25 protein-coding genes are annotated in these 20,089 nt (G+C 71.6%); 19 read left to right on the top strand and 6 right to left on the bottom strand.

Annotated features, from left to right (window positions below; translation table 11 throughout):
- The first annotated feature begins 106 nt into the window (after positions 1 to 106).
- The 6 genes from ACQPXD_RS50330 (at position 107) to ACQPXD_RS50305 (ending at position 4,085) form a co-directional block, all read left to right on the top strand.
- Positions 107 to 523: an SMI1/KNR4 family protein gene (locus ACQPXD_RS50330; RefSeq protein ID WP_432831323.1), complete on the top strand. Its 417-nt coding sequence runs from the start codon at positions 107 to 109 to the stop codon at positions 521 to 523.
- Positions 524 to 825: 302 nt separating this feature from the next.
- On the top strand, positions 826 to 1,314 hold the full coding sequence (locus ACQPXD_RS50325; protein WP_432825383.1) for a winged helix-turn-helix domain-containing protein: 489 nt from the start codon (positions 826 to 828) through the stop codon (positions 1,312 to 1,314).
- Complete coding sequence (locus ACQPXD_RS50320) at positions 1,296 to 1,901, top strand: transposase (protein ID WP_432831321.1); 606 nt, start codon at positions 1,296 to 1,298, stop codon at positions 1,899 to 1,901. Before ACQPXD_RS50325 ends, ACQPXD_RS50320 begins: the two co-directional genes overlap by 19 nt.
- A gap of 153 nt (positions 1,902 to 2,054) precedes the next feature.
- Entirely contained in the window at positions 2,055 to 2,663 is a 609-nt protein-coding gene (locus ACQPXD_RS50315; protein ID WP_432831319.1) for a Clp protease N-terminal domain-containing protein, read from the top strand.
- A 374-nt stretch (positions 2,664 to 3,037) separates the two neighbouring features.
- Complete coding sequence (locus ACQPXD_RS50310) at positions 3,038 to 3,517, top strand: macro domain-containing protein (protein ID WP_432831317.1); 480 nt, start codon at positions 3,038 to 3,040, stop codon at positions 3,515 to 3,517.
- Positions 3,518 to 3,602: 85 nt separating this feature from the next.
- Positions 3,603 to 4,085, top strand: a complete 483-nt coding sequence (locus ACQPXD_RS50305; RefSeq protein ID WP_432831315.1) for a lipoprotein — start codon at positions 3,603 to 3,605, stop codon at positions 4,083 to 4,085.
- A 148-nt stretch (positions 4,086 to 4,233) separates the two neighbouring features.
- Here ACQPXD_RS50305 and ACQPXD_RS50300 read toward each other — a convergent pair whose 3' ends face one another.
- Positions 4,234 to 4,731: a hypothetical protein gene (locus ACQPXD_RS50300; protein ID WP_432831313.1), complete on the bottom strand. Its 498-nt coding sequence runs from the start codon at positions 4,729 to 4,731 to the stop codon at positions 4,234 to 4,236.
- Positions 4,724 to 5,017 (bottom strand): metal-sensitive transcriptional regulator, encoded by a 294-nt coding sequence (locus ACQPXD_RS50295; protein WP_432831311.1) that lies wholly within the window; start codon positions 5,015 to 5,017, stop codon positions 4,724 to 4,726. Before ACQPXD_RS50295 ends, ACQPXD_RS50300 begins: the two co-directional genes overlap by 8 nt.
- A gap of 96 nt (positions 5,018 to 5,113) precedes the next feature.
- On the opposite strand from ACQPXD_RS50295, the gene ACQPXD_RS50290 reads away from it, so the two are divergent.
- A complete protein-coding gene (locus ACQPXD_RS50290) occupies positions 5,114 to 7,324 on the top strand; it encodes a putative bifunctional diguanylate cyclase/phosphodiesterase (RefSeq protein ID WP_432831309.1) in 2,211 nt (736 codons plus the stop codon).
- On the opposite strand, the gene ACQPXD_RS50285 is transcribed toward ACQPXD_RS50290, so the two are convergent.
- Positions 7,264 to 7,875 carry a thymidine kinase gene (locus ACQPXD_RS50285; RefSeq protein ID WP_432831307.1) on the bottom strand — a complete coding sequence of 204 codons (612 nt, stop codon included), beginning with the start codon at positions 7,873 to 7,875 and terminating at the stop codon, positions 7,264 to 7,266. The genes ACQPXD_RS50290 and ACQPXD_RS50285 overlap by 61 nt on opposite strands.
- 56 nt (positions 7,876 to 7,931) lie before the next feature.
- Here ACQPXD_RS50285 and ACQPXD_RS50280 point away from each other — a divergent pair, with 56 nt between their 5' ends.
- From ACQPXD_RS50280 to ACQPXD_RS50260, 5 genes are all read left to right on the top strand, one after another.
- On the top strand, positions 7,932 to 8,219 hold the full coding sequence (locus tag ACQPXD_RS50280) for a hypothetical protein (protein ID WP_432831305.1): 288 nt from the start codon (positions 7,932 to 7,934) through the stop codon (positions 8,217 to 8,219).
- A 43-nt stretch (positions 8,220 to 8,262) separates the two neighbouring features.
- On the top strand, positions 8,263 to 9,021 hold the full coding sequence (locus ACQPXD_RS50275) for a hypothetical protein (protein ID WP_432831303.1): 759 nt from the start codon (positions 8,263 to 8,265) through the stop codon (positions 9,019 to 9,021).
- 608 nt (positions 9,022 to 9,629) lie between these two features.
- On the top strand, positions 9,630 to 10,367 hold the full coding sequence (locus ACQPXD_RS50270; protein ID WP_432831301.1) for a helix-turn-helix domain-containing protein: 738 nt from the start codon (positions 9,630 to 9,632) through the stop codon (positions 10,365 to 10,367).
- A 223-nt stretch (positions 10,368 to 10,590) separates the two neighbouring features.
- Positions 10,591 to 11,364, top strand: coding sequence for a hypothetical protein (locus tag ACQPXD_RS50265; protein ID WP_432831299.1), 774 nt, complete (start codon positions 10,591 to 10,593; stop codon positions 11,362 to 11,364).
- A 22-nt stretch (positions 11,365 to 11,386) separates the two neighbouring features.
- Entirely contained in the window at positions 11,387 to 12,037 is a 651-nt protein-coding gene (locus ACQPXD_RS50260) for an MOSC domain-containing protein (protein ID WP_432831297.1), read from the top strand.
- Here the strand turns inward: ACQPXD_RS50260 and ACQPXD_RS50255 are convergent.
- A complete protein-coding gene (locus ACQPXD_RS50255; RefSeq protein ID WP_432831295.1) occupies positions 12,020 to 12,883 on the bottom strand; it encodes a dioxygenase family protein in 864 nt (287 codons plus the stop codon). The genes ACQPXD_RS50260 and ACQPXD_RS50255 overlap by 18 nt on opposite strands.
- A gap of 240 nt (positions 12,884 to 13,123) precedes the next feature.
- Between ACQPXD_RS50255 and ACQPXD_RS50250 the strand changes: the two genes are divergently transcribed.
- The 7 genes from ACQPXD_RS50250 to ACQPXD_RS50220 all read left to right on the top strand — a co-directional run bounded on the left by ACQPXD_RS50250 (position 13,124) and on the right by ACQPXD_RS50220 (position 17,533).
- Complete coding sequence (locus ACQPXD_RS50250) at positions 13,124 to 13,354, top strand: hypothetical protein (RefSeq protein ID WP_432831293.1); 231 nt, start codon at positions 13,124 to 13,126, stop codon at positions 13,352 to 13,354.
- Positions 13,355 to 13,615: 261 nt separating this feature from the next.
- Positions 13,616 to 14,428, top strand: a complete 813-nt coding sequence (locus ACQPXD_RS50245; RefSeq protein ID WP_432831291.1) for a M20/M25/M40 family metallo-hydrolase — start codon at positions 13,616 to 13,618, stop codon at positions 14,426 to 14,428.
- A gap of 36 nt (positions 14,429 to 14,464) precedes the next feature.
- On the top strand, positions 14,465 to 15,073 hold the full coding sequence (locus tag ACQPXD_RS50240; RefSeq protein ID WP_432831289.1) for a response regulator transcription factor: 609 nt from the start codon (positions 14,465 to 14,467) through the stop codon (positions 15,071 to 15,073).
- A gap of 162 nt (positions 15,074 to 15,235) precedes the next feature.
- The gene (locus ACQPXD_RS50235) at positions 15,236 to 15,898 is read left to right on the top strand and encodes a phosphotransferase (RefSeq protein WP_432831287.1); all 663 of its coding nucleotides are present in this window, start codon (positions 15,236 to 15,238) and stop codon (positions 15,896 to 15,898) included.
- A gap of 59 nt (positions 15,899 to 15,957) precedes the next feature.
- A complete protein-coding gene (locus ACQPXD_RS50230) occupies positions 15,958 to 16,179 on the top strand; it encodes a hypothetical protein (RefSeq protein ID WP_432831285.1) in 222 nt (73 codons plus the stop codon).
- Between the two features lie 791 nt (positions 16,180 to 16,970).
- Positions 16,971 to 17,321 (top strand): ankyrin repeat domain-containing protein, encoded by a 351-nt coding sequence (locus ACQPXD_RS50225; protein WP_432844252.1) that lies wholly within the window; start codon positions 16,971 to 16,973, stop codon positions 17,319 to 17,321.
- Entirely contained in the window at positions 17,318 to 17,533 is a 216-nt protein-coding gene (locus ACQPXD_RS50220; RefSeq protein ID WP_432831283.1) for an RNA-binding S4 domain-containing protein, read from the top strand. The genes ACQPXD_RS50225 and ACQPXD_RS50220 overlap by 4 nt, the downstream gene beginning before the upstream one ends.
- Positions 17,534 to 17,876: 343 nt before the next feature.
- Here ACQPXD_RS50220 and ACQPXD_RS50215 read toward each other — a convergent pair whose 3' ends face one another.
- A complete protein-coding gene (locus ACQPXD_RS50215) occupies positions 17,877 to 18,722 on the bottom strand; it encodes an NADP-dependent oxidoreductase (RefSeq protein ID WP_432831281.1) in 846 nt (281 codons plus the stop codon).
- 148 nt (positions 18,723 to 18,870) lie between these two features.
- Positions 18,871 to 19,920: a LacI family DNA-binding transcriptional regulator gene (locus ACQPXD_RS50210; RefSeq protein ID WP_432831279.1), complete on the bottom strand. Its 1,050-nt coding sequence runs from the start codon at positions 19,918 to 19,920 to the stop codon at positions 18,871 to 18,873.
- Positions 19,921 to 20,089: the final 169 nt, after the last annotated feature.

Raw genomic sequence — 20,089 nt, 5'->3', positions numbered from 1 at the left:
CAAGGGAGGCACTGCGCCGAAGGCCGCGGCAGCACCGATCCGTTATCGTCAGCCAATCAAGGACGCCTTGAGTCGTGCCACTGGATTCAGAGTCGTGGGATGAGCCTTGGAAAAGTATGATTTCGTGATCAATGGACTGCCTATCCCGCCGTTGCTGGTGGCTGCGATTCGACACGGCAAGTGGCGGCCGCCGAGTGACCCGGGGCTTATCCGGGCCGTCTTTGGTGAGACCGAGCCGGAGTCGCCCCAGTTCTATGACTTGGCGTCCATGGTACCGCAGAATCGACGACTGCCCGAAAGGTCCGTTCGTCAGGTCTACGGCGAGGTTGTTGAGGGCACTAGCGTTGGCCTCAATCCCCGTAAGGCCGTGTACATTGGTGATCTCGGCATCGACAAACCGATAGCTCTCGACTATCGGCGGAGCCTCGATGATCCACGCGTTCTGTATCTTGGTCAGACTGGCTGGGTAGAGGTTGCGGAAAGTGTTCATGTGCTATTGCGAAAGCTTGATCTCTCTAATTGATCAGATGCCATGCTTCGGACGCGTTTGCAGTGCCGTACGCGGATCGCGAGGCAGGCCTGTTGAACGCGGGGTTTCGTGGTGGCTTGGGCCCGCCCAGGGAGTGTGTAAGTGGCCGCGAGGGTCGTAACGCCGAGCAGATTCATCACGATTCCGTTGACAAACGCGCGAGGGGCGACAGAAGCACAACGAGCAGCGATTGGAACTCCTGCGAGCCCACTACTGAGGCCGAAAGGTCGAGGTGAGTCGATGTTGGCTCGGCGTGTCGGCGTGACCCAGGCCTGGCGGGGATCTATACCGACAGTGTGAGGTACGCCGATGGCGGCGGGCTGAGCGCGAAGGGCCGGGCCCGCCGCGAGATGGTACGGATGCAGGCTGTTGACCTGTTCGAGGAGCAGGTGCCGGCCGGTCGGGTCGCCTCGGTGTTGCGGGTGTCGGCGAAGTCGGCCTACCAGTGGCAGCAGACCTGGCGGCGGGCCGGGCGCGATGGGTTGCGGTCCAAGGGGCCCAGCGGGAGCCGGTGCCGGCTGGACCCGGTCCGGCTGGCCAGGTTGCAGGCCGAGCTGGACCTGGGGCCGGCCGCGCACGGCTGGGTCGAGGACCAGCGGTGGACGCTGCCGCGGATCACCGTGCTGGTCGGCCGGCTGTTCCATGTGCGCTACACCGAGCGGGGCGTGTCGTATCTGCTGCACCGCATCGGCTGGACCCCGCAGGTGCCGGTCCATCGGGCCGTCGAACGCGATGAGCGAGCGGTCGCCGTGTGGCGGGAGGAGACGTGGTCGCGGGTCAGATGACGGCCCGGGCCCTCGGGGCGTGGGTGTGCTTCGAGGACGAGGCCGGGCAGTCGTTGCGGCCGCCGAAGGCCAGCACCTGGTCGCGGTGCGGGATGACCCCGGTGGTGCCGGTGTCGGGCAAGGGATCGGGCCGGGTGTCGATGGCCGGGCTGATCGCCGCCCGGCCGGGGCTGCGCACCCGGCTGTTCTTCCGCATCCGCGTGTATCACGGCCGCAAACGTGAGCCGAAGGGCCTGGCCGAGGCCGACTACATCCGGCTGCTCGGCGCGGTCCACGCCCAGCTGCGCGCGCCGGTCGTGCTCATCTGGGACAACCTCAATCACCATGTCAGCGCGGCGATGCGGGCATTCGTCGAGGCCCACGACTGGCTGACTGTGGTCCAACTGCCCGCGTACACACCGGAACTGAACCCGACCGAGGGAGTGTGGTCGAACCTCAAGCGCGGGCTGGGCAACCTCGCCGCCTGCAGCACCGACCAACTCGCCACGATCGTGCGCACGCGGCTCAAGAGCATGCAGTATCGGCCGCGACTCCTCGACGCCTTCATCGCTGAAACGGGCCTCGCTCTGCAACCCCAACCGCCGTGATCACCCCGACCTTTCAGCCTCGGGTAGACCCAGACCTCAATAACTGCGTTACCCACTGCATGGACATACTGGCGGCTGGTGGCCGGGTAGATGCTCCAACAACGGCGAAAGAGGGCGTGCGGTGGCTCTTCGAAACGATCTTTGGATAAGTCGATGACCAAACCGTACTCGGATCGTGCTCGGCGTGTGCTGGCCCGGGCTGAGCTGCTCGCAGCCCAGTCGGAACGCGAAGTGCCCGGAGCGTGGTACGTGCTGCTCGGCCTGCTGGACGAGCCGGCGTCGTTGGCACACAACGTGTTGACTGAGCTTGACATCGATATCAGGGCGTTGCGACAGGCGGTCGCGCAGGCGGTTTCTGGCATCCGGGACGATGGTTCCGCTGTCGAAGGTCTTGAAGAAGTCCTTCGCGGGGCGCAGTCGGCCGCATCCACTTTGAGCAACAACGTTGGCACGGAACATCTGTTGCTTGGGTTGCTGTCCCTGGGGGCCGAGGCCAGTGTAGTTCGTTTCCTGGCGGACTTCGGCGTCGATATGGTGAGGGTTCGATCTGAGATAGGTCGCTTTCTTGGTCAGTACGGCATAGAACCGAGCCGTGATCTGGCGAACCGGCAGGCGCCCGCTTCGGCAATGGAAGAACTTGCGTCGCTCCGAGAGGCGAGGCGCCAAGCGGTCAAGGATGGCCGAATCGATGATGCGGCTCACCTCCGCGATCTGGAGAAGGACCTTCTCCGACGAATCTCAAGCTCGTCCGACTCGGTGTGAACGGGGCCTTTGCGGAGCGCGGCGCAGCGACCGGAAGTCTCCGTGATCATGCGCAACCCGGCATCGACACCAAGGGTTTTTCATGATCACGGAGTGCTGATGTACCCCCGTGTACCACAAGTCTCCGGGATCATGGCAAACCCGTGGTGCGGCCACCGCGGACATCATGATCACGAAGACATACGTCCGCTCCGGCCATGCGGATCGGATGGTCCGCCCGGCGGGTGTGGCATCCGCCCCGCCGCGGCGCCCGGGGTCGGCGCCGATGACCGGTCGTGCGTTGGGGCCCCACGCCCGAGCGGCGGGTTCGGGCCGGGTGGCGTTGCGCCGGGGTTCGTCGCCGCGCGCGGGTGTGGATCATCCGGTAGGTTTTCGTGGTGGTACCGATCGGCTACGTCCAAGGGGACGCTACGGCTCCGCAGGCCGCAGGGCCCAAGCTGATCGCCCACATCTGCAACGACCTGGGTGGCTGGGGCAAGGGGTTCGTGGTGGCCGTGTCGAAACGCTGGGCGGAGCCGGAGCGGGATTACCGGGCCTGGCACCGCGGGCGGGCCGGTAACGACTTCGGGCTCGGGGCGGTTCGGGTGGTGCAGGTTCGGGGCGACACGTGGGTGGCCAACATGATCGGCCAGCATGGGATGCGGGCCGGGTCCAAGGGGCCGCCGATTCGGTACGAGGCGGTCGGCGCCTGCCTGGACGCGCTGGGCGGGCACGCTCAGCGGCTGGGGGCGTCCGTGCACATGCCGCGCATCGGCACCGGGCTGGCCGGTGGGCGGTGGGAGCGGATCGAACCCTTGATCATCGAGCGGCTCTCGGCCCGCGATGTTCCGGTTACGGTGTACGACCTTGCATGATCGCAGTGAACACGTCATCTGCTGGTTGTTGCCGTGGATCTCGCGGCGGCGCATCATGTTCCCGCTGTCGTCCCTGGGAGGCGTGGTGAGGCGGGTTCTGAGTCTGCTGCTGGCGGTCGTGGTGCTCGCCGGCTGTGGAAAGGCCGAGGAGGGCGCCGCCCCGGAGCCGTCGTCCAGCCCGGGCACCGTCAAGGCCATGTCGCACGCCGACGCGGAGGCGTTGGCCGGGCGGTTCCGCGACGAGGCGGTCACGGCGATCGGCGGCCCGCTGACCGGCGACCCGACGAACAAGCTGGTCCAGTGCGAGGGGCGCACGTTCGCCGCCCTGACGTACGGTGACGTCCCGGTGCCGGCCGACCAGCAGACCGCGGCGCTGGAGAAGCTGCGGGAGCACTACAAGTCGGCGCGTGACTACACCGTCGAGCCGCCTTCCACCGACGGGTCGGACCGCGGCGCGCTGAGCGTCACCGGGCCCGACCGGGTGACCATCTCCGCGGTCGGGGACGGCGCCGAGGCGGTCCGGATCAACGTGGCGACCCCCTGCTACACCTCGGACGAACCGCTGTAACCACCCTCGGGCCTGGCAGGGAGGGCCGTCAAGGCCCGACCGGTTCGCCCAGTCTGGCTCGGTTGGGCTTCGCAAGAACCGACCCAGACCAGGCGCTGGCGGCAGCAACGGTCTGCAAGTGACGCGGACCCGAGTCAGATTAAAAAGATCAAGCGGGCAGGACCGTGACGAACGGGCGCGGGAAGCCCAGGGTGGCGGCCAGGCGGCGGTTGCGGGCGTCGGCGAGGGGGACCTCGATCACCGCGCCGCGGGCGGGGTTGAAGCAGCGCAGCACGCCGTCCGCGTGACCGACGATCAGCACCCAGTGGCGCGGGACGGCGTTGCCGATCAGCAGCGGCACCGGCCAGCCGGTCTCGACGGCGGCGAGCTCCGGGCCCAGGGCGGGGCGGAAGCGGCGCCAGCGGTAGCGCACGCCGAGCGGGGCCGTGTGGGCCGAGATGATCGCGGCCACGCCCCACGGGGTGGTGCCCAGGCGGCGGGGCCACAGGCGGTTGGCGGCGGCATGGATGCGGCGCTGCTCGGTGCCGGCGTCGGCGTCGGACAGGGTGGCCGCGTAGGCCGGGTCCAGGGCGGCGGAGGCGACCAGGGCGACCGTCGGGCCGCAGGTGAAGCCGTCGGTCTGGCGGACGAAGCGGTACTCAACCACGGCGCATGAGGCGGCCGACGGCGGCCATCATCTCCGTGGCCATCTCCTCGCCCTTGCCCTCCTCGGCGCCGTGCTTCATGCAGTGCCGGGCGTGGTCGTCGAGCAGGCCCAGCGCGACCTTGTCCAGGGCGGCCTGGATGGCGCTGATCTGGGTCAGCACGTCGATGCAGTACCGATCCTCGTCGACCATCTTCTCCACGCCGCGGACCTGGCCTTCGATGCGGCGCAGGCGGCTCTGGAGCTGGTCCTTGGTCGCGGTGTACCCGCGCGGCGTCGCGGTCGTCATGTGCACCAGCATACCCGTTCGGCTCGGAACCCCCAGGGGGTATAAAATCGGGAGACATCCCTCAAGGGCGGGGTGGGTGGTGCCGATAACCCTCCCGTGGGAGAGTGGCTGACCAGGCGCCTGTGGCTCGTCTGGTTCCTGGTGGGCGGGGCGGCGGCCGCCCTGTGCGCGCTGCTGCCCCGCGGGTCCGGCCTCGCGAACGCCGGGTACGAGGCGATCGGGCTCGGGTCCCTCGCCGTGGTCCTGCTCGGGGTCCGGCGGAACCGGCCGGAGCGGCGGGCGCTGTGGTACTGGTTCGCCGCCGGGCTCGGGGTCTGGGTGCTCGGTGACGTGGCGCACGCGATGTACTCGCACGAGCCGTTCGCCGGCGCGTTCTACTTCGGGGCGTATCCGGTGTTCTCCGTCGGCGTCTGGCTGCTGCTGCGCACGCAGGGCCGCGACCGGGCGGGGCTCATCGACGCGAGCATCACCGCGGCCGGCACGGGGCTGCTGTGCTGGGTGTTCGTGATGCGGCCGCTGGCCGACGCCGAGGGCGTCTCGGTGATCCACCGGACGTTCTCGCTGGCGTACCCGTTGGTCGACGTGATGCTGGTGGTGCTCCTGGCGCGGCTGCTGGCCGGCCGGGCGGCGCGCACGCCGAGCTACTGGCTGCTGGTGACGACCGTGATGCTGATCTTCGCCACCGACGTGAGCTTCTCGGTGTTGTCGAGTTTCTCGGCGGTACCGGGCGGTGCCCTCCGGTTCGGCTGGCTGACCGCCTACGTCGCGCTGGGCGCGGCGGCGCTGCACCCGTCCATGCGGGAGCTGACCGAGCCGGCCGGGATCCAGGAGACCACGCTGTCGATGGGGCGGATCGCGGTGCTCGCCATCAGCTCCCTGATCGCACCCGCGCTGCTCATCGGGCAGGGGCTGGCCGGGGTGCACCACATGGACTGGCTCGCCATCGGCATCGTCGCCGTGGCGTTGTTCCTGCTGGTCCTGGCGCGGCTGGCGGACCTGGTGTGCAAGGTGCAGTGTCAGGCCGGCCAGCTCAGCGAGCTGGCCATGCGCGACGACCTGACCGGACTGCCCAACCGCCGGCTGCTGGAGGAGCTGATCCGCGACGAGCTCGCCGGCGGCGGCTCCCCGCAGGTCGCCTTCATCGACCTGGACGACTTCAAGCGGATCAACGACGGGCTCGGCCACGCCGTCGGCGACCAGCTGCTGGCCGCGGTCGGCCGGCGGCTCGGCGGGGTGCTGCGCCCCGGCGACGTGGTCGCCCGGCTCGGCGGCGACGAGTTCGCGGTGCTCATGCCCGACACCGGCCAGTGCGCGGCGGACGCGCTGGTCGCGGAGCTCGCCGCGGCGCTGGAGCAGCCGGTGTACGCCGGGGAGCAGCACCTGCTGGTCCGGGCCGGCATCGGCGTCGCCGACGCGGCCGGCACCCGGGACCCGTTCGAGCTGCTGCGCCGGGCCGACGTGGCGATGTACGCCGCCAAGGAGAGCACGGCGCGGCGGGAGCGCTTCCGGCCCGAGCTCGACCAGCGCGCCGCCGAGCACGCCCGGCTCGGCGCGCAGCTGCGCGAGGCGCTCGACCGGGGCCAGTTCCAGCTGGTGTACCAGCCGATCGTGGCCCTGCCGCACGGGGAGATCGCCGGGGTCGAGGCGCTCATCCGCTGGCACCATCCGCACCTGGGGTTCATGAGCCCGGCCGAGTTCATCCCGGTCGCCGAGCGCAACGGGCAGATCGTCGAGCTCGGCGCGTGGATCCTGCTGGAGGCGTGCTCACAGGCGGCCACCTGGCTGGCCACGCTGGGCAGCGCCGCACCCGGCAAGGTCAGCGTCAACGTCTCCGCCCGGCAGCTGGCCGAGCCCGACTTCGCCGAGGTCGTGGCGGCGGTACTGGCGGCGACCGGGCTGCCCGCCGAGCGCCTGGCGATCGAGGTGACCGAGACCGCGGTGTTCGGCGGCGGCCGGGCGATCGAGGCCCTCGACGCGGTGCACCGGCTCGGGGTGCGCATCGCGCTGGACGACTTCGGCACCGGCCACTCGTCGCTGGGACTGCTGCAGACGTGCCCGGTCGACATTCTCAAGGTCGACAAGTCGTTCGTCGACAACGTGACCATGGCGGGCCGGCACTCGGTGATCGCGACCGCGTTGATCAACGTCAGCGACGGGCTCAACCTCGACGCCATCGCCGAGGGCGTGGAGACCGCCGAGCAGGCCCAGGAGCTTTACCGGCTGGGGTACCGCTACGCGCAGGGCTATCACTTCGGGCGCCCGGTGGCCAACCCCTCGTTCGCGCTCGAGTCCGCCGCGGCGGCCTGACCGGGCAGGACCACGCAGTCCCGGCAGCGGGCCTCGTAGGTGTAGGTCCCGTCGTCGGGCAGCGCCGTCGACGGCGCCAGCTCCCGGATCATCGGCTCGCCGTGCTCCAGGACCTGGGTGTACACCGCTGAGAACGACCGGCACCGGTCGCACACGGCCCGGCGATAGGTGACCGCGGCCGGCCCCAGCTCCAGCAGGGCCCGCACCGGCGCGAACAGCTCGCCGCGGTGGTCCAGGTCGATGCCGGCGGCCACCACCCGGGTGCCGCGCGCCAGCAGCCGGCGCACCACGACCATGTCGGCCGTGGCGAACATGTGGACCTCGTCGACGCCGACGACGTCGAGCTCCTCGTCCAGCGCGCCCGCCAGCGTCGTGACCTTGACCGTGGCCAGCGCCGCGCCGCTGCGCGACACCACGCCGGCGTCGCGCACGTGCCGGGCGCTCTGGAACACCCGGTGCCGCACGTCGGTGAACTGCAGCGGCGACAGCAGGCTCACCAGCTCCAGCGACTTGCCGCTCTTCATCGGCCCGAGAATGACGGTCAGATCCACGGCGCGAAAGGCTACCCCGGGTTGCGACCATGGGCGGGAGCGGGCATGTTGGAGGTATGCGCTTCGCCCCGCCCTCCAGCCGGCTCCGGCGGGGCGCGCGGCGGCTGGCGCTGACCATCTGCGCCCTGATCCTGGGCGTCGGCTTCACTTCCGCCCCACCGTCCACAGTGGAGCAGCCGCGCCCGGCGGCTGCGGTGTCCTTCGTCACATCCGCCCCCGCCGCCGAGTCCGCTTCGGATGAGCCGGCCGCCCCGCCGGCCTGCTTTCCGGCCGTCGCCGCGCTGACCGCGGAGCGCCCGGTCGGCGCCGTCGCCGAGCGTGCCCCACCCGCCTCACCGGCCTGAGACGACCCCCCTCCGTCCGGTCTCGCCCCGAGGTGCAACTGCCATGCAGAATTTCTCCACCGGCATGCAGCAGGCCCTGGCCATCTGGCTCGCCCTGCTCGCCGCCGTCGTCATCACGTTCTTGGTCCTCACGTTCCTGTCCCGCCGCGGCTCCGGCGGCCCGTCATGGTGGAGCCGGCTGCGCAGGGCGATCCGCGATCCCGAGGCCGCGCGCGAGCGGCAGGCCAAGGTGGAGCGCACCGCCAAGGAGTTGGCGGAGCTGCAGCGGTACTGCGCGGAGGTCGCCACCGCCGCCGAGCGCGCCACGGTCATGGCCGACCGCCGGCGCGGCGAGTGGGAGGCCGCCCAGCGCACGCAGGAGGCCGCGTGGCGCGCCTACGAGGAGACCGAGCAGGCGGTCCACCGCCTGCGCCGCGCCAACGCGTTTCCGCTGGTCGACGACGACCCGGCGGGCCGCCGCCGGCACCTGGTCCGCCTGGTCAACGCCGCACACGACCGCGGCGAGATCTCCGCGGCCAACCTGGCCGACGCCCTCATGCACCGCAACGGCTGGGACCCGACGGCCCACCCGTTCGCGCAGGAGCTGATGCTGCGCAAGGTGATCCGCGACCGCAAGTTCCACGCGTATCAGGAGGCCTCGGAGATCGAGCGCCAGGCCGCGAAGGCCGCCGACCTGGCCGTCGCCGCCAAGCGCAGCCTGGACGACGAGGCCTTCGACGCCGAGCTACGCCTGCGCAAGGCCACCGCGGCGGCGCCGGACGGCGCGTCCCCGTCCTTCCGCACCGCCCCGGCCCGGTCCTGACTCCGCGGCTGGCGCCGAGCCCAGGTGCGGTCCAGGATCGCGGAGAGCGCCTGCCGTTGATCGCTTGAGCCCCAGCCGGTCAGCACCGCACCCGCCGGGTGCGACCGCCGAGCCGCGCGGCCGGGGCGGACGTATGTCTCCGTGATCATGATGTCAGCGGTGGCCGCACCGCGGGTTTGCCATGATCACGGAGACTTTCGGTACACGGGGGTACATCAGCGCTCCGTGATCATGAAAAACCGTTGGTGTCGGGGCCGGTTGCGCATGATCGCGGAGACTTACGGTCGCTGTGCCGTGCGGCGTCCGGTGGGTGGGACGTGATCGCCGGCCGTGCTCGCCCTGGGACGCGTAGATCGGGCACCACGGGGTCGCCGGCGGGTTGAACCGGCGGCCCGAATGCAGGCAAGGTCTCATCGTGAAAACTTTCACGTTGATAGTAGGGTGTGGTGTGGCATTTCCGAGTTCTGGCGGTTGAGCTCCGGTCGGGATCTTTCGGTGTCGCGGGAATGGCTCCGGGTGGATAGGGGCGGAGAGTGCCGGTTTCGGGGCAGCGGGTGGCTCGCCGGGCGCTCGGGCGTCGGCTGCTTCGGTTGCGGGTCGCGGCCGGTATGACCAGGCGTGCGGTCGTCGCGGCCAAGCTCGGGATGTCCGAGCCGACCCTGCACCGGATCGAAACCGGCAAGGTTCCGGTGTCGCCGGCCAACGTGCGGGCGTTGTGCTGGTTGTACGGCATCGAGAGCACCGTCACCGACGCCCTGGCGGAGCTGGCGCTGGGGACCACGCGGGGCGACTGGTGGGATGCCAGCCCGGCGGTGCCCGACTGGCTGAAAATGTACGTCGAGCTCGAGGCGGGAGCCAGCGGCATCGCCATCTATTCCGACGAGATCGTGCCGGGGGAGCTGCAGACCGAGGGCTACGCCCGGGCCCTGCTCGCCGGCGTGGGGGCGGTCGACGTCGAGGCCGTGAAGTTGCGGGTGCGACGGCAGAAGGCGCTGCTGGGGCGGGTGCCGGCGGTGCCGATCGTCGCGGTGCTCGGTGAGAGCGCGGTGCGCCGGCTGGTCGGCGGCGAGGGCGTGCTGGCCGAGCAGGTCGAGTTCCTGCGGCAGCTGGCGCGGCTCGAGCATGTGCGGATCAAGGTGCTGCCGTTCGCGGCCGGCGCGCACGCCGGCATGGCGGGTGCGTTTCGCATCCTGGACTTCGACGATCCGGACGACCCGGACGTCGTGTATCTCGAGTCGTACCTCGGTGCGGTCTATCTGGAGGCGCCGGCGGAGGTGGCCGAGTATCGGCGCGTCTTCGCGCTGATCGAGCGGGAGGCCGTGCCGCTGGAGGACTATCGCCGCTAGGCTCCACCACCCCCGGACCTGGCAGGGAGGCGCGCCAGCGCCGAGCGGTGTCTGACGGGAGCGACGGTCGTGCGTTGCACGGACCGGAGTCAGGAAGCAAAACAGCGAAGGCCGGAGGCCGAGCCGGAAATGCGGTTGTCGGGTGCAGTCGCGGGGATCGCGGGCCGCGGGCGTTCGGGCGGCTGTAACGTCGACGTAACGTTGCGTGATCTCGGGGGCGGTCATGGGCATTGAGCTGTCGATCGTTGCGGGGCTTTGCTATGCGTCGTCCAGTGTCAACGCGGCCGGGGTCGAGCGGCACGTGACCAGCGCGGCCGAGGTCGAGTTGTTCGGGCTGGGCGACGAGGGGCTCGGGGAGGCGGTCGCGGCGTGCCTCGGGCGGGCGCCGGACCGGGTGCAGCTCGACGGGCTGATGCACGGCACGCACGGGTGGACGCCGGTCAGCACCACGCTGCGGGTGGCCAGCGCCTCGGTCACCGGGGTCGGGTCGGAGCCGTTCGCCCAGGCGATCGTGGACGGTGCGCGGCTGACCGTCACCGCCGGGCACCGGTGGTCGCCGATCGGTGCGGTCGTGGCGGGGGAGCAGGTGCGCTACGACATCGAGCTGCCCAACGGGCAGCGGCTCGCCTACGGCCACCAGTGGGGCGCGGACACGATCGAGTCGGCGAGCGCCGAGCTGGCCGGGGCGGCGCCCGGCGACGAGCTGCTGGCGCTGCGGATGGAGCTCGGGGTGCGGATCGTCTACGACGCGTATCTCAGCGGTGACGTCGCGGTGCTGTTCCGCGACGGGCACGAGGGGCACCGGGTCTGGGGGGTCGACGTCGGCACCGTCATGGCGGCCGGCGGGCTGGCCAACGGGCGCAACTTCGCCGAGAACCTCAGCGTGCGGTACCTCGCCGGGGCCCGCGTCGTGCACGCCGGGCCGGGCGGCGCGGTGCGCACCGTCGGCGGGCCGGGCATCCGGGCGGGCGAGGATCTGGCCCTTATCCACGCGTGAGGCGGGACAGTACGTTGGCCTGGTGCCGTACCTGATTTCCGTCAACGCCGGCCGGCCCGCGCCGAGCGATCACGCCGACCTGGGCGTCACCGGCATCGACAAGCGGCCGGTCGACGGGCCGGTGCTGATCAGCGCGCCCGGGCCGCGCGGGACCGAGGCGACCGGGGTCGAGGGTGACCTGGTCTGCGACACCCGGCACCACGGCGGGCCCGATCAGGCCGTGTACGCGTACGCCCGCGAGGACCTCGACCGATGGGCGGCGGAGCTGGGCCGGGAGCTGCCCGGCGGCGTGTTCGGCGAGAACCTGACCACCTCGGGGCTCGAGGTGACCGGCGCCCGGATCGGCGAGCGCTGGCTGATCGGCGCCGAGGTCGTGCTGGAGGTGTGCGCGCCGCGCATCCCGTGCCGGACGTTCGCCGGCTGGCTGGGCGAGTGGGGCTGGATCAAGCGGTTCACCGAGCGCGCGGAGCCCGGGGCGTACCTGCGGGTCGTCCGGCCGGGCCGGGTGCGGGCCGGCGACGAGATCGCTCCGGTGTACATCCCGGAGCACGACGTCACGATCGGGCTGACCTTCCGGGCCCTCACGTCCGCGCCGGAGCTGCTGCCGCGGCTGCTCGCCGCCGAGGCGCTGCCGGCGCGGACGCGGGAGCGGGTGCTAAGCCGTTTGCAGTGAGCGCTTGGAGAGGCCCATGAAGTACCCGTCGATGACCGAGCGCACCGGCGCGTCGGGCCGGTCGGCGGCGCCGAGCGTCACGAACAGCGGGGTGTAGTGCTCGGCGGTCGGGTGGGCATAGGGCATGCCCGGGGCCTGCTTGGCGAAGCGGCTCAGCGTGTCGACGTCGCCGCGGGCCAGCGCGTCGGCGGCCCAGGCGTCGAAGTCCGTCGACCAGCCGGGCGGGGTGCCGCCGCCCAGCCAGTGCTGGCGGGTGAGGAACGGCAGCCCGTGCGTCATGAACCCGGACCCGATCACCAGCACGCCCTCGGCCCGCAGCGGGCGCAGCCGCCGGCCGAGCTCGAGCAGGCGGTCCGGGTCGTGGGTGGGCAGGCTGAGCTGGAGCACGGGGACGTCGCCGAGCGGGTACATCACCATGAGCGGCACCCAGGCGCCGTGGTCGAGGCCGCGGGTGGTGTGCTCGTGCAGCGGCTCCGAGTCGGGCATGGTGGCGGCGACCCGCCGGGCCAGGGCCGAGGCGTCCGGGGTCTGGTACTGCAGGGTGAAGAACACGGGCTTGAAGCCGCCGAAGTCGTACACCAGGGGTGTGCCGGCGGCGGTCGCCGAGACGCTCAGCGGGGCGGACTCCCAGTGGGCGCTCACGATGAGGATCGCCTTGGGCTTGGGCAGCGCCAGCGCCCAGTCGAGCAGCTCGCGCATCCACTCGCCGTCCTCCAGCAGGGGCGGGGCGCCGTGGCTGAGATACAGGCTGGGGAGGGGGCCGTCCTCGGGGGTCCAGGTCCGCTGCTCGCGGCTGGCGGGCACGGCGACGGAGCGGTGCTGATCGAGCAGGGGCAGGGCGCTCATGTGGTCCAGGGTAGCGCTGTAGTTGAGCGCTCAACAAGTGCTGGTCCGTGTGGCGGAGCCGATATGTCTACGTGGCGCCCGCACTGCGCGGCCTGACACTCCGGGGTGGTCGCGGTCGGCGATCACGTCCCACCCGTCGGGTGTTTGCGCGGTGCGGCGACCGGAAGTCTCCGTGATCATGCGCAACGTCATCGCCGTCGCGTTCTGGGTCCGCTGCGCGACCCGGTCCGCAATGTCTGGGTGATCCAGTGGGGCATGATCGCCTGCGTGGGGGTGGTGCCGCTCGCGCTCTTCGCCGGGCCGGTGCGGGGGATTCCCGGCTGGTGGTCGGTGATTGACATCTCATTCGGGGTCTTCGGCATCATCCCGCTGCCGGTCGTGTACCGGCTGATCAAGCGTCTGCCGGCCGGCGGGGCCGCTAACCAAGATGCTCCCGAAAAAGCGTTGCCGGTGATCCAGGAGGCTGGCTAGGTTGGGCGTACACGGGAAAGGAGGTGGTCCAGAATTGTGTAGCAATGGGACTCGTGAGGTGACTGTCCGCTAGTCTCCGTCCTCTGGACTCGCACTTCGTGTGACCGCCCGGATGGCGGCCGGCGAATACGAGACAGCTACCCGGCCCCCGAGGCTTCCCGGTGTAGTCCGACCGGCCCTCCGCGTATCCAGCGGTGGAACCTCGGGGGCTGTTCCATGTCCGGCCCCGGCCCGCGAGCCGGCGTTCTCTATCCTGTGGCCGTGATCTCACCGAAACGGCTGCGCACCCACGTCGAGGCGCTGACCGCGCACGGGCCGCGGTTCGCGGATCTGCCCGGAGTGCCGGCCTGCCTGCGGTACATCACCGATGAGCTCAGCGGCCTGGGGCTGGCGGTGCGCGTCGAGCGCTACGGCGGCGAGCTGCACGAGGTCAACCTCGTCGCCGAGATCCAGGGTGGCACCTCCGATGACGCCGTCGAGCTGTGCGCGCACTGGGACTCCGTCGCCGAGAGCGCCGGCGCCGACGACAACGCCAGCGGTGTGGCGGGCGTGCTCGAGGCGGCGCGGGCGCTGCGCGATGCCGAGCTGCCGGCCCGGACGATCCGCTTCTGCCTGTTCGGCGGCGAGGAGGACGGCTTCGCCGGCAGCGAGGCGCACATGGCGCACATCACACCGCGGACCGAGTCGATCGTCTTCGAGATGATCGGGTACACCGCCGCGTCGCAGCGCTTTCCGGACGAGCTGACCGGGTTCGTCGAGCCGCCCGAGCGCGGCGACTTCATCGCGCTGGTCGCCGACGATCCCTCCCAGCCGCTGCTGGCCTGCTTCGCCGGGCACCTGCGGGTGCCGTCGATGCCGCTGGTGCTGCCCGAGTTCGCCCAGGCGGTGGCGATGCGCAGCGACCACGTGCCGTACTGGGAGAGTGGCCGCCGCGCGCTGCTGGTGACCGACACCGCGGACTACCGCAACCCGGAGTACCACCGGCCCGGCGACACCGCCGAGACGCTGGACTACGGCTTCGCGGCCGGCGTCGTCGAGGCGGCCGTGCGCACGGTGGTCGAGCTCGCCCAGTAGCCCGGCCGGCGCCCCGGGGCGTGGCACCATGCTCGGGTGTCCATCCGACTGCTCATCGCCGACGATCAGGCGCTCGTGCGCGGCGCCCTCGCGGCGCTGCTCGACCTCGAGTCCGACCTGACCGTCGTGGCCGAGGTCGGCCGCGGCGACGAGGTCGTGGCCGCGGCCCGGGAACACCGCCCCGACGTGGCGCTGCTCGACGTGGAGATGCCCGGCCTGGACGGCATCGCGGCCGCCGCCGCGCTGCGCAAGGCGCTGCCGTCCTGCAAGGTGCTGATGGTGACCACGTTCGGGCGGCCCGGGTATCTGCGCCGGGCGATGGCCGCGGGCGCGTCCGGGTTCGTGGTCAAGGACACGCCGGCCCGCCAGCTCGCCGACGCGGTCCGCCGCATCGCCGCCGGGCTGCGGGTCGTCGACCCGACGCTGGCCGCGGAGACGCTCGCCAGCGGCGACAGCCCGCTGACCCCGCGCGAGGCCGACGTGCTGCGCGCCGCGCGCGAGGGCGGCACCGTCGCCGACGTGGCGGGCCAGCTCGGCCTGTCGGAGGGGACGGTGCGCAACCACCTGTCCGCGGCGATCGGCAAGACCGGCGCCCGCACCCGCGCCGAGGCCGTCCGCCTCGCCGACGAGAACGGCTGGCTGTAGCGGGCAGTGTGTCGCCGCCGAACCAGACGGTGCGGTCGCCGCCCTGGATGACGTAGGTGACCTCGCATCCGCGCCGTGGCAACGGATGAGAAGAAATGACGGAATTGGATGGCTGTACACCTAAGGGCTGAAGGAATCCGCCCGGGGACGTAGAGTCGCGGCATGACCGCACTACTCGCCAGCGGCCGCGACGCGGACGTCTACGCGATCGACGAGCGGCGCGTGCTACGGCGGTATCGCCGGGGCGGCGACGTGACGGCCGAGGCGGCGATCATGCGGTATGTTTCCGATCACGGCTACCCGGTCCCGCGCGTCTACGAGGCCGACGGCGCCGACCTGGTCCTGGAGCGCCTCGACGGCCCGACCATGCTGCGGGCGCTCGGCGACGGCACCCTCGACCTGCGCTCGGGCGCCACGGTGCTGGCCGACCTGCTGGAGCGCCTGCACAAGGTCCGCGTTCGCGCGGCGACCGACCCGGGCACCCGCATCCTGCACCTCGACCTGCACCCCGAAAACGTGGTGATGACCGAGGGCGGCCCGGTGGTCATCGACTGGCGCAACAGCACCGAGGGCCCGCCCGAGCTCGACGTCGCGATGAGCGCCCTGCTCATCGCCACGGTCGCGGTCATGCCGGCCCACCCGTTCAGCGAGCAGGCCGAGGAGTTCCTCGAGACGCTGCTCGGCTGCACCCGGGACAATCCGCTCTCGCAGCTCGAGGCCGCCGCCCGCCGCCGGGTCGCCGACCCCAACGTGACCGGCGAGGAGAAGGCCCACCTCCACGAGGCCAAGATCCTGGTAACCACCTTCGCCCGCACCCACCACTGACCCGGAATAACCCGATCGGGGCGGCGTTGCCCGTCCGACCCGGCGCCACGCTTTTGTTCATGGAAGAACTCTTCGTCCGTCAGGTGGACATCGGCGTGGCCGACATGGACATCTCCGTCGACGACCAGCTCACCACCACGCGCGTCGTCGTGGAGCGCGCGACCGCCACCGACCGCCGCGGCGGCCCGGACCGCGAGCTCCTCCTGGTGTACGGCGCGCAGGAGACCCGCGCCGTCGCCGATGCCCTCCACCGCGCGGCAGACCTGGCCACCAGCGGCTGATCCCGGGAAGTCTGATTTGTCCGCACCTCCCCGGCAGTCCCCACGATCCCACTGCCGCGAACAGCAGCACCCGGCCCGGCCGGGTCCAGCCGGCCGGGCTGCAGGGCCTGGTGCACGATGCCCCACCCGCGACGCAGCACCGGCTCGAACGTCAACTCCGCCACCGGCCAGGGCATCCACCGTCTCGAACAGCCGGCCGCCCCTTTTGCGCGCCCGTTTGCCGATCCGGACCAGCGGCAACTGCGGAAATCCCCAAAGTCTCCGCGATCATGCTGTACCCGCCGTGGGCACCAACGGTTTTTCATGATCACGGAGCGAACGTGTACACCCGTGTACCACAAGTCTCCGGGATCATGGCAAACCCGTGGTTCGGTTACGGCAGGGATCATGATCACGGAGACATACGTCCGGCCGCACCGATCGGATGTTCGCCCGGCGGGTGATACGTCCGCAAGCGCCCTGCGGTGGGCCGCCTGACAATCAACCACCGCGATCAGGCGCTGGCCACCGCATCGGCCGCGTCGGCGGGCGTTTGGCGGGCCGGTGCTCCCGGGAGGCGTGGGAGCTGCGCCGGAGGCGTTGCGCGGTCGGCGCTGCGGTGCTCGGCCGACGTGCGGTGATCGTGGCGCGCCGGCGGCTGGCTGGGGGCCGGGTCCGGCGGGCGGGTGCGCTGGTGGCTGAGCGATGTGGTTCGGCGGGGCGTGGGCGGGCCGGTGGCGGTTACGCTGCGCGGTGTGAGTGAACCGAGCGGAGAGCCGTTCGACCAGGACGTGCTCGACTTCGCGCACCGGATGTTCGAGCTGGCTCGGGCGGGGGCTACGGAGGAGTTGGCGGCCAACGTCGACGCCGGGGTGCCCGCGAACCTGACCAACGACAAGGGGGACTCGCTGCTCATCCTGGCGGCGTACCACAATCATCCGGCCACGGTCGCGGCGCTGCTGGCGCGCGGGGCCGAGGCCGATCGGGCCAATGATCGCGGACAGACGGCGCTGGCGGCGGCGGTGTTCCGGCAGAACGCGGAGACCGTCGGCGCGCTGCTCGAGGCCGGGGCGGATCCGCGCGCGGGCGGGCCGTCGGCGATCGACACGGCGCGGTTCTTCGGGCTGCCGGAGATGCTGCGGCTGCTGGAGGCCGGCGAATGAGCGGGATGCGGGACGTCGAGATCCGCGGCGACATGATCCGGCTGGGGCAGTTTCTGAAGCTCGCCGACGTGATGGAGTCGGGCGGGGAGAGCAAGGAGCTGATCGCCGACGGTGAGGTCTCCGTCAACGGCGAGGTCGACACCCGGCGCGGCCGGCAGCTGCACAAGGGCGACGTCGTGCGGGTCCTGGGGCTGACGCTGCGGGTCGCCTGAAGATCGCGTACTCAGCAACTTCACAGCGCCGTTTGCGCCCCTGCCCAGGTCGGCGGGTCATGCTTTTTCTCGTGACCGGCGCCGGAAAGCCGGAAGCCTCCCTGGATGGTCCACCGGCGCGCGGTCACGCCAGCTTTCCTCACAGCGTTGCCGAGCTGGGGTGGTCAGTAGGGGCAACGGTGATGCGGTCGAGGTCGGGAACTCCACCTGCCGGGGGTGTTCCCGGCCTCGACTGTGTTTTGGGTCTTGGCACCGCGGACCTGGCAGGGAGGGCCGCCAGGCCCGACCGGTGTCTGGCGGGAGCAACGGTCTGTAAGTGACGCGGCCCGAGTCCCGGATCTGCTCATGGGGTCAGGACGAGCTTTCCGCGGACGCGGCCGGACCGCAGGAGGCGGTGGGCGTCCGTGGCCTCGGCGAGCGGGAGTTCGCGGTGCAGCGCGACCCGGAGCAGGCCGCGGTCGGCCAGGTCGGCGAGCCAGCGCAGGTCGGCGGCGCTGGGCTGCGGGGTCACGTGCTGCCCGCCGGCCGCGGTGATGGCCGGGTTGACCGTGGAGACCGCGCGGGCCGGGTCGCGCACCTCGCGCAGGGCGGCCGCGGTCGTGTCGCCGCCGGTCAGGTCCAGGGCCACGTCGACCGGTTCGGCGGGCTCGGTGACCGGCTCGGCGCCCAGCTCGCGCAGGAAGTCGTGGTCGGCCTCCTCGGCGGTGCCCAGGACCCGCTCGGCGCCCAGGGCGCGGGCGATCTGCACGGCGAAGTGCCCGACGCCGCCGGCGGCCCCGTGCACCAGGACCACGTCGCCCTCGCCGGTGCCGGCGGCGCGGAGGGCCTGCAGGGCGGCGGCGGCCGCGTGCGGTACGGCGGCGGCCTCCACGAACGTCAGGCCGGCCGGCTTGTGCGCGGCGTCGCGCTCGGCGACGGTGACCCGCTCGGCGTAGGCGCCCTCGGCGCTGGCATACACCTCGTCGCCGACCACGAAGCCGGTCACCTCCGCGCCGCGGCCGACGACGACGCCGGCCAGGTCGTGGCCCGGCACGGCGGCTTCGGTGCGAGGGTCGGCGAGGTCGGCCGGGTCGACGCCGGCGGCGCGGACCTCGATCAGGAGCTGGTCCGCGGCCGGGCGTGGTTCGGGCACGTCCTGGAGGGACAGAACGCCGGCATCGTCGTGCTCGGTCAGCGTGATGGCCTTCACGCCTTCCATGTCTAGCGGCTCAGTGCCCCCGCGTACGCGGATACGGCCAGGTCCGGGAGGTGAGATGATCTACCCCTGTGGCGGTGAGGCGCCGGGGCCACCCCGGCGGGCCGTGGCGGACGGCCATCCGGTGCGGCGCCTGCGGTCGTTATGCGCTCTGCCGCTTGATCAGGGTGGTGGGCAGGACCGGGGGCTGGTCGTAGGTCTCGTTGCTCATCAGGGCCAGCAGCTGGCGGGCCGCGGCCGCGCCGATCTCCTCGACCGGCTGCTTGATCGTGGTCAGCGGCGGCTGGGTGAACGCCGCCAGGGGCAGGTCGTCGAAGCCGACCAGGGCCACGTCCTCCGGGACCCGGCGGCCGGCCTGGCGCAGCGCGTGCAGGGCTCCGACGGCCATCAGGTCCGAGGCGCAGAACACGGCGTCCAGATTGGGGCGATGGTCCAGGAGTCTGGTCATCGCGTGTACACCGGCGGGGCGGGTGAAGTCGCCATAGGCGATCGGGCCGGGATCCAGGCCGGCGCGCTCGAGCCCCTCGCGGAACCCGGCGAGCCGGTCGACCCCGGCGGCCACGTCCGGCGGGCCGGCGACGGTGACGACGCGCCGCCGGCCGGTGCGGGCCAGGTGCTCCACCGCCTGCCGGGCGCCGCCGCGGTTGTCCGCGTCGACGTAGGGCAGGGAGCTGACCTGCAGCGGCCGGCCGATGAGCGTCACCGGGACGCCGAGGGCCGGGAGCGTGACGATGAGGGGATGGCTGCCTCGACAATAGATCAGCAGTACCCCGTCGATGTGGCCGCTGCTGAGGTACCGCTGCAGCGCCGCGGGGCGTTCGCCCGCGGCCAGCAGCATCGGCATGTCGTGCTCGGCGAACGCGGCACTGGCGCCGGCCAGCACACGGGAGTAGAACGGATCGGCGAACAGGCGTGCGTTGGGTTCGCACACGACCGCGGCGACCGAGCGGGGGCGACGGTCGACCGCTCGGGCGGCGCGCTGGCGGACGTAGCCGAGCCGGTCCACGGCATCACGGACCTGCTGGCGGGCCGTCGGCGAGACCCGGGCGGAGCCGTTGAGCACGCGGGAGGCGGTGGCGGATGAAACGCCCGCAAGGGCGGCGACGTGGGCGAGCGTTGGGTGTTCGGCCGCGTCGCGAGTAGGTTCGTGCGCGGGGTCGTGCGTTGTTTCTGCAGCGGCGGTCATCGACATCGCGACCTCCTCGGATAGCAAGTCGTCGATTTTGGGAGCGCTTCCATATCGGAGCGTCATACACCGTTTCTGCGGTGTCAACACGAGATTGCCGCAAGGTTTCGCCACCAGGGTTTGGACTGTAAATTTCAGGGCCGCCCAGCGGCAGGGCTCGACGGGCCGGGTCGCG

This window comes from Dactylosporangium sp. CA-092794 (assembly GCF_050948465.1).
Taxonomy (GTDB): domain Bacteria; phylum Actinomycetota; class Actinomycetes; order Mycobacteriales; family Micromonosporaceae; genus Dactylosporangium.
Note: the sequence above shows the minus strand (reverse complement) of the source record. Positions and strands in the feature narration are given on the sequence as shown.